Consider the following 15,217-nt stretch of genomic DNA (forward strand, 5'->3'; position numbering starts at 1 on the left):
GCTCGGGATGATACCGCGCGCCACCCCCTCTCAAGAATGGAAAGCGGCCCGGGCGGGGCCGCTGCGAATGTCAAGAATGGTTTGAAGGGACCTCTGGCCCCGTGCTGGCGTCCGTGCATTCCGCCACTTCGGGCCGGTGTTGCGCCGGCTGGGTCAGGCATGCGGGGCTCAAGGCCGGGGGGCGCTGCGCGGGGGCGGCCTCGCGCACCAGGGCCTCGAAGCTGCGCACGGGCACGGGCGGGCTGAGCAGGTAGCCCTGCCAGACGTGGCAGCTCTGGTCTTCGAGGAATTGGCGCTGCGCCTCGGTTTCCACGCCTTCGGCGATGACCTGCAGTCCCAGGCTGGTGCCCAGGGCGACGATGGTGCGCGCAATGGCCGCGTCGTTGGGGTCGCTGAGCACGTCGCGCACGAAGCTGCGGTCGATCTTGAGCTGGTCCAGCGGCAGGCGCTTGAGATAGGCCAGCGAGGAATAGCCTGTGCCGAAGTCATCCAGCGAGAAGCCGACGCCGTGGGCCTTGAGCGTGGCCATCTTGGCGGCCGTGTCGTCCACGTCGGCCAGCAGCAGGCTTTCGGTCAGCTCCAGCTTGAGCAGGCGCGGGTTGGCGCCATGCTCCTTGAGCGCCTGCAGCACCTGCTCCACGAAGCGCGCCTGGTGGAACTGGCGCGGGCTGACGTTGACGGCCAGCACCATGCAGGCCATTTCGGGGTCCGCCGCCCATTGCGCCGGCTGCCTGCAGGCCTCGCCCAGCACCCATTCGCCCAGTTGCTGGATCAGGCCGGTCTCCTCGGCCAGCGAGACGAAGAGCGAGGGCGGCACCAGCCCTTCGCGCGGGTGGTTCCAGCGCAGCAGGCCTTCGGCACCCACGATGCGTCCGTGCGCCATCTGCGGCTGGTAGTACAGGACGAACTGGCTGCGCACCAGGCCCTCGCGCATTTCCTGCTCCATGGCCGTGCGCGAGCGCAGCACGGCCTGCAACTGCGGATCGAAGAATTGCAGCGTGTTGCGCCCCATGCCCTTGGCCTGGTACATGGCCATTTCGGCGCGGCGCAGCACCTCGTCGGCGCTCAGTTCCTGCTCGCCGAACAGGCTGGCGCCAATGCTCATCGTGATGTGGCAGGACTGGCCTGCCAATTGCAGCGGCTGCTGCAGCAGCGAACGCATGCGCTGGACCTCGCCTTCCAGCTGCGAGGCCGCATGCATGGAGTCCTTGCCCAGGTCCTCCAGCAGCACGACGAAGTCATCGCCGCTGTGGCGGGCCAGCGTGGCCTCGGGCCCCAGGGACTGCGCCAGGCGCTCGGCAATCATGCGCAGCAGCACATCGCCAAGCTCCAGCCCCAGGCTGTCGTTGAAGGCCTTGAAGTTGTCCACGTCCAGCAGCATGACGGCGCCGCAGCGCCCGCGCCGGCGGCTGGAGGCCAGCGCCTGCTGCAACCGATCCACCAGCAGGCGGCGGTTGGGCAGGCCGGTGAGCGCGTCGTGAAAGGCCAGGCGGCGGATTTCCTCTTCGGCGGTCTTGCGCTGACTCTGGTCCTGCAGGATCAGCAGGCAGCCTTCGTCCAGCAGCATGCCGCCTATCGATACGGAACGCGTGCGGCCATCGCTGCCCATGAGCTGGTATTCCTCGCAGTTGAGGGTGCCGCAGCTGTCGGACTCGCCGCTGTGCAGGCTCTGTGCCACGCGCGCCCTTGCCTGCGCGGCCTCGAAGCGGCGCTGCATGCGCAGGCGGCGGGCTTCATCGGGACACATGTTGCACCACCAGCCATCACCATCCATGCCGGCCGTGGCACCGTGGCCCGCCAGGCGCATGAATTCCTCGTTCCAGTAGGCGAAGCGGCCATCGTCCTGAAGCATGGCCAGGCCCAGAGGCAGGCGCTGGATGACCATGCGCAGATGGCGCGATCCATCGCGCTGCATCTGCTGCAGGTGGCGCCGCGCGCTGATGTCCTGCACCAGCGCCATCAGCCGCCGGGACGGGCCATGGCCCAGCGCGGAGATATGCAGCTCCACCCAGACCAGGGTGCCGTCGCGGCGCCGCAGCTGCCGCTCGATCTGCAGCGCCCCGCGCTGGCCCGCCGTCAGCTCCTGCAGCAGCACCCGGTCGCCCTCCAGGGTTTCGGCCGCCAACAGGGCCAGCAGGGGCCGCTGGCACAGCTGCTGCGCCTCATGGCCGGTAATGTCGCAGTACCTGCGGTTCACATGCAGGACGTTGCCGCTGGCCGCATCGACCTGCACCACGCCCACGGCAGCCTGCTCGAACAGGGCCTGAAAGCGGGCATCGCTCTCGCGCATGCTGCGGGAGGAGGCGCGCAGCTGGGCCCAGCTGGAAGGATGGCGCCGCCACCAGGCCGCCGCCAGCGACGCCAGCAGGGCCGACACGAGCATGCCCAGCGCGAAAAGAACCAGGGGCTGGACACGCTCGGTCCAGGACAGGGCCGTCCCCATGGGAATGAAGTTCAACCGCCACAGCCGGTCCTGGGCCTGCAGCGTCTGCTCCAGCACCACCTGGCCGGTGTCGCCCATGCCGGCCGCCTCCTGCCCGCGCTCCGGCCAGGCCGCGCCCAGGTACAGCGGCAGCGGCGATATGCCGGCCGGCGGCAGGGGCGAGGTCGGGCCTGCGTCATGCATGGCCAGCGCAAGCCGGCGCAGAAAGCCGCGTTCATGCAGGTCCTGCACCAGGTCGTGCACGCGCACGCTGACGTCTGCAGTCCCCAGAAACAGCGGCTGCGCGACCTCCCCGTCCGGGGACTGGTGGTCCACAAGCGCAAAGACAGGCGCACGCACCAGCACGGCGGTGGCATGCTCGCCGGGCTGCTTCAGCGCAAACGGTGCCGAGACCACGGCGGCCGCGCTGTCGCGGCTGCGCACCATGCTGGCCATGAGGCTGGGGCGGTCGTGCATGTCCAGGCCGGCAATGGACTCGTTGCCCTCCAGCGGCCAGAGATAGTCGATGAAGAAATAGTGGGGCCCGGGCCGGGCGGTGAAGGCCTGATCCTGGCCGGGCAGACCGCGCTGCGTTGCGGCCCGTGTAAAGGACAGCGCCTGCATGCCCGGCTGCGCCTGTATGCGCAGCGCCTGCGCCATGCGCGCGAAGGCCGATTGCCCCATCTCGGGAGAGGCGGCCAGCTGGTTGGCCACATGCTGGACCATGACCGCGTAGGCATCCAGGCGCATCTCCAGCGCCTGGCGGGCCGACTGGGCCTGCTGGGTATGGCGCTGCAGGTCGATACGCTCCAGCGCCCGCTGCTGCTGCAAGGCAAGCACAGCGCTCAGGCACATGCCCACCGCCATGACGGTTGCGGCTGGCCAGGCGGCCCGGATGGCTACAAGCGTGCGCTGGGCAAAAACTGACATGGAGCGGCTAAGGCGGAATAGGCGGTCACGGGAAATCGGTCCAGGAGCACGGAACCGCTCGTTGCCAGCCCCATGGCAGGTTCACCGGAAAGGGCAGTACAGGCCATGTGGAGCAGAGCGCGAGGATAAATGGATTTCGGCACGCGGCAGGCGAACCATGGATAAGACAAATCCTACAAACACCCTTCCTCTATCGTCTGCAAGCACACTTGCTGAAGGCTGGCCCGGGCAAACCCTAGAGAGCTCCGCAGGCCGGCGTGGGACTGGGGGACCTAACCGTTGCACGCTCCCTCATCCATGAAATCAAAAGCAGCAATTTTGAAACGACAGTGAAACGAATGTTGCGGCGGCAGCCAGCACCGCAGTGCACACGCCCTGTGCTGGCGCGCTGCAAGGCTTGCACGGGTTTTCCCTTGATGCGGATGGCATGGCGCTTGCAACAAACCTGGCCTACTGCCATCGCCTGACACCGCAGGGGACACCGTCCATGGGCATCAACCGCCGCCAGAGGCTGCGCGCTCCGGCGATCGGCAGACCGCAAGAACAGACACAGATACGAACAACAGCACAGGAGGCCTGAGATGGGCGCGATCCCCGAAACCTTTCTTCCCCAGTTGCGCATCCCTGCCACCTACCTGCGCGGCGGCACCAGCAAGGGCGTGTTCTTTCGCCTGCAGGATCTGCCCGAGGCGGCCCGGCACCACGGACCCGTGCGCGACGCCATCCTGTTGCGCGCCCTGGGCAGCCCCGACCCGTACGGCAAGCAGATCGACGGCATGGGCAATGCATCGTCCAGCACCAGCAAGGCCGTGATCCTGGCTCCCAGTACGCGGGAAGGCCATGACGTGGACTATCTGTTTGGCCAGGTCGCCATCGACCAGCCGTTTGTGGACTGGAGCGGCAACTGCGGCAACCTCTCGGCCGCCGTGGGGCCCTGCGCCATCCACATGGGACTGATAGATCCCGCGCGCATTCCTCGCAACGGCACGGTCACCATTCGCATCTGGCAGGCCAACATCGCCAAGACCATCGTGGCCCATGTGCCCATCACGCAAGGCCAGGTCCAGGAGACCGGCTCCTTCGAGCTCGATGGCGTGACCTTCCCGGCCGCCGAAGTGGCGCTGGAGTTCCTGGATCCCGCCGATGAAGGAGACGATGGCGGAGCCATGTTCCCTACAGGCCACCTCGTGGACCGGCTGGACGTGCCCGGCGTGGGCAGCCTGGCGGCCACGCTGATCAATGCGGGTATTCCGACCATCTTCCTGAACGCCCAGGACCTGGGCTACACGGGCTGCGAGCTGCAGGACGCCATCAACACGGACGACGAGGCCCTGGCCCGCTTCGAGGCCATACGCGCCCACGGAGCGCTGCAGATGGGGCTGATCAAGGACCTGGCCGAGGCCGCCAGACGGCAGCACACGCCAAAGATCGCCTTTGTGGCGCCACCGGCCGCCTACACGGCATCCAGCGGCAAGCGCATTGAATCGGGTGACGTGGACCTGCTGGTGCGCGCCCTGTCCATGGGCAAGCTGCACCACGCCATGATGGGCACGGCTGCCGTGGCCATCGGCACCGCAGCGGCTGTGCCGGGCACGCTGGTGAATCTGGCGGCAGGCGGCGGCGAGCGCAGCGCCGTGCGCTTTGGCCACCCCTCCGGAACGCTGCGCGTGGGCGCCGAGGCCCGTTTGGTGAACGGCCAGTGGCAGGTGACCAAGGCCCTGATGAGCCGCAGCGCACGCATCCTGATGGAAGGCTGGATCAGGGTCCCCGGCGAGGTGTTGAGCGCCGCATGAATGCGCGGGCCGGGACTTCAGGCCGCAGCCGTGCTCACGCCTCGGCTGCCAGCGCCGCCCCACGCCACGCCTGGAGCTGCTCCAGCGTGTTCGTCGTGCCGCCGCAGGCCACCACCAGCACGCGCTGGAAGCCTTGCAACGCAGGAGCGCGCCCGTAGGCCAGGGCCAGCGCGGCGCCACAGGCCGGCTCCACATGCAGGCGATGGTCGTCAATGAAGCGCAGGCAGGCCTGCAGCGCCTGCGCATCCGTCACCACGGCGCTTCGCACGGGGTGCACCTGCGCCAGATCGAAGGCTCTCTGGCAGACCTGGCGCGCGCCCAGCGAAGTAGCCACGCTGGTGATGCGGTCCAGCAGTACGCGGCGGCCCTGGGCCAGGGACTGCGCCAGAGAATCGGCGCCGGCCGTCTCCGCCGCGATCACGGGCACATCGGTCCAGCCATGGCGCTCCAGGCCCTGCACCACGCCGGCCAGCAGGCCGCCGCCGCCCACGGCCAGCACCACGGCGTCGGGCTTGAAGTCGGCAGCGGCCAGCTCATCGACCAGGGTGGAATGCCCCGTCCACAGCAGCGGGTCGTCAAACGGATGGACAAAGGCATCCTCGGCGTCCAGCAGGGACTGGGCCAGGGCATTGGCCTCGTCCCAGACGGCGCCATGCACGATCAGCTCGGCGCCCTGGGCACGGATCAGTGCCCGCGCATGTTCGGTCGTGGTTTGCGGTACGACCACGGTGACGGGTATGGACAGCTGCCGCCCGGCATAGGCCACGGCAATGCCCGCATTGCCGCCCGATGAGGCCACAAAGCGCTTCTTGCCCTGGCGCGCCAGGGTCTCGCAGGCATGGCCTATGCCGCGCAGCTTGAATGATCCGCAGGGTTGCAGCGCATCCAGCTTGAGCCAGATTTCAGGACCACCGGCGTGGCTCAGGGCATGGGACGGGATAAGGGGAGTGAAGGTGTGCAAAGGCATGGGGTGGCAGTGTAGGACTGGCGTTCAGCCGCGATAATCCCTTGGCTTTTCAAATATTCTTTGCGCCATGAGCACAAATCAAGCCCTGCCCCTGTTCGGGGAAATGGCCATCTTCGTCAAGGTGGTGGACACGGGCAGCTTCTCCGAGGCCGCGCGTCAGCTGGGCAGCACGCCATCGGCCACCAGCCGGGGCGTGGCGCGGCTGGAAAGGGCTCTGGGCCTGCGCCTGCTGGAACGCACCACGCGCAAGCTGCGCCTGAGCGAGGCCGGCCGCGAGGTGCATGCGCGCTGCCTGGACATGGTGGGCGCCGCCCAGGCCGTCATGGCCGCGTCCCTGCTGCAGGACGCGCAGCCGCGCGGCCTGGTGCGCATCAGCGTGCCCAAGGCCGTGGGCCGTACAGTGGTCCATCCCCACATGCCCGACTTCCTGGCCCTGTATCCCGAGGTCGACGTGCAGATGCGGCTGGAAGACCGCTACATGGACCTGATCGACGACCCGGTGGACCTGGCCATACGCATCACCAACCACCCGCCGCCAGGCCTCATGGGCCGCCACCTGATGGACATCGACCATCTGCTGTGCGCCTCGCCCCAGTACCTGGCCCGGCACGGCACGCCCGCGCATCCGCTGGACCTCAAGGCCCACAGCTGCATCTACCTGGGAGAGGAGCCCGGCGACGCGCACTGGAAGCTGCGCGGCCGCGGCAAGACCGTCACCGTGGCCGTGCGCGGGCGCTATGCGGCCAACCACACCGGTGTGCGGCTGGACGCCGTGCTGCAGCACATCGGCATCGCCAGCCTGCCCCGCTTCACGGCACGGCAGGCCCTGGCGGACGGGCGCATCGTGCAGGTGCTGCCGGACTGGAGCTTCCTGCCCAACTACAGCGGCCAGCTGTGGATTCTTCACCCGCCCACCAGACATCTGCCACTGAAGCTGCGCGTACTGATGGATTTCCTGGCCGAGCGGCTGGGTGGCCATGCACCCTGATCAGTCCGGCGCCTTGAGCCTGCGCCACAACGTGGCCCGGCTGATGCCCAGGATCTCGCAGGCGCGGCGCTGGTCGCCCTGTACCTGCTCCAGCACTTCGCGCATGCGCTGGCGCTCGGCATCGCGCCGGGCCTCGCGCAGTTGCAGTTGCCGCTGCTGCGCTGGCAGGGCCTGAACGGTACCCTGCCCAGCCCCGCCGCATTCAGGAAACAGCTCCCGCAAGCGGCCCATGTCCACGCGGCCCGCGCTGTCGCGCAGGTCGTGGCGGCAGGCCAGCAGGCGTTCCACCCAGTTGTCCAGCTCTCGCGCATTGCCGGGCCAGCGGTGGCCGGATGCCAGCTCCAGCAAGGCCGCCAGCAAGGGCTCCAGCGATGGCCCTTCCGCCTGCAGCGACTGCGTGCGCAGGCGCCGCGCCAGCATGGCGCGGGCCAGGGCCTGGACATCGGCCGGGCCGCGTTCGTGCAGTCCGGGCATGTACAGGCGCAGCACGGCCAGGCGGTAGAACAGGTCACGCCGGAATTCACCGCGCTCGACCAGGGTCGCCAGATCGGCATGCGTGGCGGCGATGACGCGCAGGTCCACGGGCACGGACGTGGTGGAGCCCACGCGCAGCACTTCGCGCTCCTGCAGCACGCGCAGCAGGCGGGACTGCAGGGCCAGCGGCATATCGCCGATCTCGTCCAGGAACAAGGTGCCCGTATGGGCCGCCTCGATCAGCCCGGTCTTGCCGCCGCGCCGCGCGCCGGTGAAAGCGCCTTCGTCGTAGCCGAAGAGTTCGCTCTCCAGCAGGCTTTCCCCCAGGGCCGCGCAGTTCACCGCCAGGAAGGGCTGGGCCGCGCGCCGGCTGGCGCGGTGCATGCCCTGGGCCAGCAACTCCTTGCCCGTGCCGCTGTCGCCCTGGATGAGCACGGTGGCATCACTGGCCGCGAACTGGCGCGCCAGGCGGCGCACGCGCTGGGCGGGCCCGCTGTCGCCCGCGTAGTCTTCGATGCGCCAGCGCACGCCCGCGCCGCGCAGGCTGCGGTTGGCGCGCAGGTGGCGGTCGGCACGCTGGATGGTGGCCGGGTCGCGGCACACCAGCAAGGCGCCCGTGAGCTGGCCGTTTTCCACGATGGGCGCGCGCCGCACGACCAGGGTGCGCATGGCCAGCTGGACCACGTCTTCACTGCCTTCGGGCTCCAGGGACTGCGACTGCAGCGCCTGTGCCAGTGCCAGCGCGGGTGCCACCTCGTCCAGCAGCCGGCCATGCAGCGCATTGGCGGGCGCGCCCAGCAGCGCGGCCATGGTGGGGTTCAGGGCCTGGATGCGGCCTTGCGTGTCCACGGCGACCACGCCGTCCTGCAACTGGCCGAGCACGGTTTCCAGCCGCTGGTGGCGGGCGCGCTCGGCATGGCGGTGGCGGGCCAGCAGCACGGCATCACGCAGGGCCTGCAGCACGGCGCCATCGGAGTACAGCAGCACGCTGGGAATGCCGGCCTGCTCGGCCAGGTCGGCCACCAGGCCGGGCGCGACGACGGCGCCCACGCCGGCGGCCTGCAGCGCACGCACGCAGGCCTGGGCATCTTCGGGTCCGTGGTAGCTGAACTGCGCAATGCCGGCGCCGAACAGCGCGTCGAACTGGGCCAGATGCGGCGAGGGATGGTCGAACGACACCAGCCCGATGCGCGGCGTGCCGCCGGACTGGGCCAGTGCACGTGCGCTGGCCAGCGCCTGCAGCAGATCGAACCCGCGCACCTCGATCATGACGACGGGGATATCAACCCGCTCGCGCACCCAGGCGCCGCTGGCCCCTGCGGCCACCAGGGCGTCTATGGGCTCGACCGCCTGCAGAGCACGCACGGCCTGCACGGCATCGTCAAAGGCCGCGCTGACATGCTCCACGCGCACCTGGTCGCCCACGGCCAGCGACATGCGCTCCAGCACGCGGCCGATGCGGTGGCGGCCCACGGTGACGACGCGCGGCCAGGCTGCGCGGGGGCCGGAAGGGGTTGCATGCATGGAAGGCACAACTGATTCATTCATGCAACCGATTATTTCATTCATGCAACACCGCACCGGGCGAATCGATGAATGCCTGCAGAGCAGGCTTTTCAAGAAACACAAAACCCATTCACATCAACAACTTGCGATATTAAGGGTTTACCCTTTGATCCGGTGGCATGCCACTTGCAACAGGCCAGGCGTTTCAATCATTTCAAGCATTTCCAGGAGACCCCATGAACCAGCCATCCCGCCTGCCCCGCCGCACCGCCCTGGCCACCCTGCTTGCCGCCGCGCTGCCGCTGGCCGGCGTGACCTGCTCCGTCGCTGCACGGGCTGCCGGCGCCGCCGATGCCTGGCCCACCCGCCCCATTCGCCTGGTGGTGCCGTTCTCGGCAGGCGGCGCCAATGACCTGATGGCACGCTCGGCTGCCGAAGGCGCGTCCAGGATCCTGGGCCAGCCCGTGGTGGTCGACAACCGCGCGGGTGCGGGAGGTACGGTGGGCGCCGACATCGTGGCCAAGGCCCAGCCCGACGGCTACACCCTGCTGGTGAGCGCGGCCGGCGTGATCTCCAACAGCATGATCAAGAAGACCATGCCGTTCAAGGACGATGCGCTGGTTCCGGTGGCCATGATCGGCCTGGCGCCGTCCGTGATCGTGGTTCCCAAGAACGCGCCCTACCAGAACCTGCGCGATTTCGTCGAGGCATCGAAGAAGGGCCAGGGCTTCAACTTCGCCACGGCCGGCACGGGCAGCACGCCGCATTTCGTGGCCGAGATGCTGAACGTGAAGTACGGCGCCCAGCTGCAGCCCGTGCCCTACAAGAGCGGGTCGGAGAGCACGACGGCCGTGCTGGGCGGGCAGGTGGAGGGCACGTCGGAGGCCAGCATCATCGCCCTGCCCCACATCCTCAACGAAGGCAAGTTCAAGGCCCTGGCCACCACCTGGACGCAGCGCATCTCGGCCTATCCGCAGCTGTCCACCGCCGTGGAGCAGGGCTTTGCCGAGCTGCAGATCGCGCACTGGGCCGGCATCCATGCGCCCAAGGGGACGCCGCCCGCCATCCTGGACAAGCTGGCCGCCGCCGTGGACAAGGCCATGAAGGAGCCCGCCACCGTGGAAAAGCTCAAGGGCCTGGGCATCGAACCCATCGGAGGCACGCGCGCCGAGTTCGTGAAGTTCACAGACGCCGAACGCAAGCGCCTGGGCGAGATCGTCAAGGCCGCGAACATGCAGGAAAAGTGAACCGCTTGCGCCATCACCACCGATCCCAACCGAGACAAGACACCATGAATACCCGCCGCAACACCCTCCGCCTGGGCATGGGCCTGGCCCTCAGCGCCATCGCCGCCGCTGCCGCCCTGCTCGCTGCCCCCGCCACCGCCGTGGCCCAGGGCGCAGATGCCTGGCCCTCGCGCCCCATCAAGTTCATCGTGCCCTATGCGGCCGGCGGCTTTGCCGATACACGGGCCCGCAAGATCGCCGACAAGATAGGCCAGAGCCTGGGCCAGCCCATCGTGATCGACAACCGCGGCGGCGCGGGCGGCGTGACGGGCACGGATGCCATCGCCAAGGCCACGGACGGCCATACCTTCGGTTTCGGCTCGCCGGGTCCGCTGGTGACCAATCCCATGCTGATGAAAAAGCTGCCCTACAACGCCGCACGCGACCTGCAGCCCATCATCCTGATCGAAGAGGCGCCGCTGATCCTGACCACGGCGCCCAACCAGCCGTTCAAGACCGTGGCCGAACTGGTCGCGGCAGCCAAGGCCAAGCCCGGCACGCTGACCTATGGATCGTCGGGCGTGGGCGGTGCCCACCACCTGTCGGGCGAGCTGCTGGCCTTCCAGACGCGCACGGAAATGGTCCATGTGCCCTACAAGGGCGGCGCGCTGGCGGCCACCGACCTGATGGGCGGCCACCTGGCCTTCATGTTCGAGATGGGCTATGCGGCCCTGCCCGCCATCCAGGGCGACAAGGTCAAGGCGCTGGCCGTGTCCAGCAAGCAGCGACTGAAGGTGCTGCCCGGCGTGCCCACGCTGGATGAGGTGGGCATCAAGGGCTTCGAGTCATACAACTGGCTGGGCATGATCGCGCCGGCCAGCACGCCGCCGGCCGTGATCGAGCGCCTGAACAAGGCCGTGAACGAGGCCCTCAAGGACGCGGAGGTGCGCGCCATGATCGAGAACACGGGCGGCATGGTCATGGGCGGCACACCCCAGGCCTACGGCAAGTTCATCGAGGCCGAACGCGCCAAGTGGGGCCCGGTGATCAAGAACGCCAACATCACGCTGGACTGAGCGCCAGCACGCGCATCGCTTTTCCTCATCCGACAGAACCCTCCATGAACACCAAGCAACAACTCAAGGCCCTGGCCGAAACACGCCGCGGCGTGCTCGTGCCCGGCGCATTCAACGCACTGTCCGCGCGCGTCGTGGCCGATCTCGGCTTCGAGGCCATCTATGTGACCGGCGCTGGCGTGACCAATATGTGGTTCGGCCTGCCCGACCAGGCCTTCATGGGCCTGACCGACATCGCCGACCACACGGCCCGCATCCGCGACGCCGTGGATCTGCCGCTGATCGTCGATGCCGACACCGGCTTCGGCAACGCGCTCAACACCTACCACGCCGTGCGCACGCTGGAGCGCGCGGGCGCCGACTGCATCCAGATCGAGGACCAGATCAGCCCCAAGCGCTGCGGCCATTTCAATGGCAAGGAAGTGATTTCCACCGAGGAAATGCTGGGCAAGATCAAGGCCGCCGTGGACGCGCGCCGCGACCAGGGCACGCTGATCATGGCGCGCACCGATGCCTGCGCCACGCAGGGCTTCGAGGCTGCCGTCGAGCGCGCCCAGCGCTTTGCCGAGGCGGGAGCCGACATCCTCTTCGTGGAGGCCGTGACCCAGGCCGAAGAAATCCGCGCCCTGCCCCAGCGCCTGTCCACGCCGCAGCTGATGAACATGGTGATCGGAGGCAAGACGCCCATCACCGACGCGGGCGAACTGGCAGACCTGGGCTATGGCCTGGTGCTGTATGCCAATGCCGCGCTGCAAGGCGCCGTGGCCGGCATGCAAAAGGCGCTGGGCCAGCTGCGCAACGAGCGCAGGGTGGACGAGAACCCCGCCGTGGTCGCCCCCTTTGCCGAGCGCCAGCGCCTGGTCAACAAGCCGTTCTGGGACGCGCTGGAAAAGAAGTACGAGTGAAGCGCGAGTGAAGTTCGAGCGAGGGCGGGCTGGCGCAGCGCCGCTCAGCCGCTCAGCCCCTCGCAGGCGCCTTCCACCCCTTGAGCGTCAGCTCCAGCGCCTGCAGCGCCTGCTGCAGGCGTTCGGGGGGTGCCCCTTCCTCGGCAATCCAGAATGCCGACTCCACCAGGCAGCCATTGAGCAGGCGCGACATGGCCAGCGGATTGGCCCGCACGATCACGCCGCGCTCCATGAGCTGCTCCAGGTAGCCGGCCACGAAGGCGATGCAGGCACGGTGCTGCTCGCCCTGGTCCGTGCCCGTCAGCACGGCGCGCGCATCCTGCAGCACGATGCGGCGTATCTCGCCCTCCTGCGCCATGGCCAGGTAGGCACGGCAGTAGGCCAGGAACCCCTCCCAGGGATCTGCATGGTCGGCCAGCACCTGCTCAAGGCGTGCGTCCATCTCGGCATCCATCTGCGCCACCACGGCGGCCAGCAGGCCCGGCTTGCCGCCGAAATGGTGGTACAGCGCGCCGCGCGTCAGGCCGGCCTTGGCCGTCAGTTCGTCCATGGAGGCCTGGGCATAGCCCTGGCTGCCAAAGGCCTCGCGCGCAGCCTCGATGAGCTTGGCGCGTGTCTCCTCGATCATGCTGGCCCGGCTTTTGCGCATGGCGCACTCCATTCACATACAAAACGTATGCCAATGATACGGCGCGTCATGGGCAACCCGTAGAATCGCTGACATACGCCGCGTATGTGATTGCAGCGGCCTGTCCGTCTTCCGAGGTTTCCATGTTCCACGCCTACCGCCAGCTGTTCTCCCGGCCCGGCACGGCCGCCTTTGTGCTGGCCGGTCTCCTGGCCCGCCTGCCCCTTTCCATGACGGGTATCGGCCTGATCACCATGCTGTCCCAGCAGCGCGGCGCATACACGCTGGCCGGCGCGGTCGCTGCCTGCTTTGCGCTGTCCATCGCGGTGCTGGCGCCCCGCATCTCGGCCCTGGTGGACCGCCATGGCCAGCGCAAGGTCCTGCCCTGGGCAGCGGCCGTGAGTGCTGCCGCCATGTTTGCGCTGCTGGCGTGCGCGCATTGGCAGGGACCGGAGTGGCTGCTGCTGGTGCTGGCAGCGCTGGTGGGTGCCCTGCCCAGCATGCCGGCCATGGTGCGTGCGCGCTGGACCGTGCTGCTGCGCGGCACGCCACAACTGCAGACGGCCTATGCGCTGGAGGCCGTGCTGGACGATGTCTGCTTCATCGTCGGCCCGCCCCTGTCGGTCGGCCTGAGCATGGTGCTGTTCCCCGAGGCCGGGCCGCTGGCCGCCTCCTTGCTGCTGCTGGTGGGCGTGGCGCTGTTCGTGGCCCAGCGTCGTACAGAGCCACCCGTGGACACATCGCAGCGGCGCACGCGCCAGCAATCGCTGGCCCGCCATCCCGTGGTGCGCACGCTGGCGCTGTTCATGCTGGCCCAGGGCATCATCGTGGGCACCATCGACGTGGCCAGCGTGGCCTTTGCCACGCAGCAGGGCCAGCCGGCGGCGGCCAGCATCGTGCTCTCGTTCTATGCGTTGGGCTCCTGCGTGATGGGACTGGTGTTCGGCACGCTGCGCCTGAAGGCGCCGCTGCACCGCCAGATCGCCTGGGTGGGCGCCTCGGTCTGCATCACGGCCGTGCCCCTGCTGCTGGCCACCAATGTGTTCACGCTGACCCTGGCCGTGCTGCTGGCCGGCATTACCTTCGGCCCGACCATCACTGTGGCCATGGGCCTGGTGGAGCAGCAGGTGCCGCCCCAGCGCCTGACGGAGGGCATGACCTGGCTGCTGACCGGCATTGCCATGGGCGTGGCCCTGGGCGCGGCCGCCGCCGGCTGGGCCACCGACCTGTGGGGCGCGCGCATCTCCTTCGTGGTGGCGCTGCTGGCCGGTGCTGTCATGTGGGCCCTGGGCGTGCTGGCCGCACGCCAGGCACGAGCGAAAGAGAGCCCGCCTGCCGAAGACGCAGCCGCTGCCTGCACCTGAACACGGCCCCAACGCCCGCGCCAGCCCAGACCGCTCAGGCCGTGGCCATCAAGGCCAGCAGCTCGGCCAGGCGCTGGCGCATCCACAGCGCTTCGACCCCGGGCGCCAGCCCTTCCAGCCAGAGCATGCGCACGGTCAGCGGCGGCAGCGCCAGCCCCTCGCAGGCGCGTTGCCGCAGATGCGGGCGCAGATCGCCGAACTCGGCAATATTGACCGGCAGGATGGCCCAGCCCAGGCCGTCGGCCACCATGTCGGCAATCACATAGAAGCTGTTGGAGCGCCAGACGGCGGGACTGAGCACGGTGTCCTCCACGCCTTCGATGTGCATCAGCAACTGGCGGTGCGCGGCCAGCTGCCTGCGCGTCAAGGGCTCTGCGCCATCGAGCACATGGCCCTTGGCCACGCAAATGGTCTGCGGCACGCTGCCGATATGGCGCTGGGCACAGGTGGCCGGCGCAGGCGCTCGGTCGAACTGGAAGGCGACCTGGGCACGCTGCGCCGCCACATGCTCGGCCACTTCGGAGGCCGTGCCGTTCAGCACGGTCAGCTCCATGGCCGGAAAGCGTGCCGCCAGCTCCTTGAACAGCTGGGCCAGCGGCACATAGGGCAATGCCTCGTCCAGCGCAACGGCCAGGCGCGCCTGCCGGCCTGCGGCCAGGGCGCGTGCGCGGTGGTCCATAGCCTGGGCCTGGTGCAGCAGGGACCGGGCCTCCAGCAGCATGACCTCGCCTGCGGCCGTGAGCCGCACATGGCGTCCCACACGGTCGAACAGCTCCAGCCCCAGATCGGCCTCCAGCAGGCCGATGGCCGTGCTCACGGCCGATTGCGCACGGCCCAGGCGGCGCGCAGCCTCGGTCATGGTGCCGGCCTCGGCCACCGCCACGAAATGCCTCAGTCTGTCCAGTGTCCATTCCATCCATCAATTTTATGGATTGAAT

General features: G+C 68.7%; 11 protein-coding genes. 6 read left to right on the forward strand and 5 right to left on the reverse strand.

Annotated elements, in window-relative coordinates; translation table 11 throughout:
* Window positions 1-70: 70 nt before the first annotated feature.
* Complete coding sequence (locus U6958_RS17670) at window positions 71-3,352, reverse strand: EAL domain-containing protein (protein ID WP_074922313.1); 3,282 nt, start codon at window positions 3,350-3,352, stop codon at window positions 71-73.
* Window positions 3,353-3,933: 581 nt separating this feature from the next.
* Here U6958_RS17670 and prpF point away from each other — a divergent pair.
* The gene (gene prpF / locus U6958_RS17675) at window positions 3,934-5,145 is read left to right on the forward strand and encodes a 2-methylaconitate cis-trans isomerase PrpF (RefSeq protein ID WP_074922316.1); all 1,212 of its coding nucleotides are present in this window, start codon (window positions 3,934-3,936) and stop codon (window positions 5,143-5,145) included.
* Between the two features lie 34 nt (window positions 5,146-5,179).
* Here prpF and U6958_RS17680 read toward each other — a convergent pair whose 3' ends face one another.
* Entirely contained in the window at window positions 5,180-6,112 is a 933-nt protein-coding gene (locus U6958_RS17680) for a pyridoxal-phosphate dependent enzyme (protein ID WP_074922319.1), read from the reverse strand.
* A 67-nt stretch (window positions 6,113-6,179) separates the two neighbouring features.
* On the opposite strand from U6958_RS17680, the gene U6958_RS17685 reads away from it, so the two are divergent.
* Entirely contained in the window at window positions 6,180-7,100 is a 921-nt protein-coding gene (locus U6958_RS17685) for a LysR family transcriptional regulator (RefSeq protein ID WP_074922322.1), read from the forward strand.
* On the opposite strand, the gene prpR is transcribed toward U6958_RS17685, so the two are convergent.
* Entirely contained in the window at window positions 7,101-9,098 is a 1,998-nt protein-coding gene (gene prpR, locus U6958_RS17690; protein ID WP_074922325.1) for a propionate catabolism operon regulatory protein PrpR, read from the reverse strand.
* A gap of 218 nt (window positions 9,099-9,316) precedes the next feature.
* Between prpR and U6958_RS17695 the strand changes: the two genes are divergently transcribed.
* Genes U6958_RS17695 through U6958_RS17705 form a run of 3 tightly spaced genes read left to right on the forward strand, consistent with a single transcriptional unit; the run spans window position 9,317 to window position 12,287 of the window.
* The gene (locus tag U6958_RS17695; RefSeq protein WP_017405022.1) at window positions 9,317-10,327 is read left to right on the forward strand and encodes a tripartite tricarboxylate transporter substrate binding protein; all 1,011 of its coding nucleotides are present in this window, start codon (window positions 9,317-9,319) and stop codon (window positions 10,325-10,327) included.
* A gap of 44 nt (window positions 10,328-10,371) precedes the next feature.
* Window positions 10,372-11,382, forward strand: coding sequence for a tripartite tricarboxylate transporter substrate binding protein (locus U6958_RS17700; protein ID WP_074922328.1), 1,011 nt, complete (start codon window positions 10,372-10,374; stop codon window positions 11,380-11,382).
* Between the two features lie 44 nt (window positions 11,383-11,426).
* Window positions 11,427-12,287: an oxaloacetate decarboxylase gene (locus U6958_RS17705; RefSeq protein ID WP_074922330.1), complete on the forward strand. Its 861-nt coding sequence runs from the start codon at window positions 11,427-11,429 to the stop codon at window positions 12,285-12,287.
* A 52-nt stretch (window positions 12,288-12,339) separates the two neighbouring features.
* On the opposite strand, the gene U6958_RS17710 is transcribed toward U6958_RS17705, so the two are convergent.
* Window positions 12,340-12,936: a TetR/AcrR family transcriptional regulator gene (locus tag U6958_RS17710; RefSeq protein WP_026062285.1), complete on the reverse strand. Its 597-nt coding sequence runs from the start codon at window positions 12,934-12,936 to the stop codon at window positions 12,340-12,342.
* Window positions 12,937-13,058: 122 nt separating this feature from the next.
* Between U6958_RS17710 and U6958_RS17715 the strand changes: the two genes are divergently transcribed.
* On the forward strand, window positions 13,059-14,279 hold the full coding sequence (locus U6958_RS17715; protein ID WP_074922332.1) for an MFS transporter: 1,221 nt from the start codon (window positions 13,059-13,061) through the stop codon (window positions 14,277-14,279).
* 34 nt (window positions 14,280-14,313) lie between these two features.
* Here U6958_RS17715 and U6958_RS17720 read toward each other — a convergent pair whose 3' ends face one another.
* Entirely contained in the window at window positions 14,314-15,195 is an 882-nt protein-coding gene (locus tag U6958_RS17720) for a LysR family transcriptional regulator (protein ID WP_074922335.1), read from the reverse strand.
* Between the last annotated feature and the right edge of the window lie 22 nt (window positions 15,196-15,217).

Source organism: Delftia lacustris (assembly GCF_040267515.1).
Lineage (GTDB): Bacteria > Pseudomonadota > Gammaproteobacteria > Burkholderiales > Burkholderiaceae_C > Comamonas > Comamonas tsuruhatensis.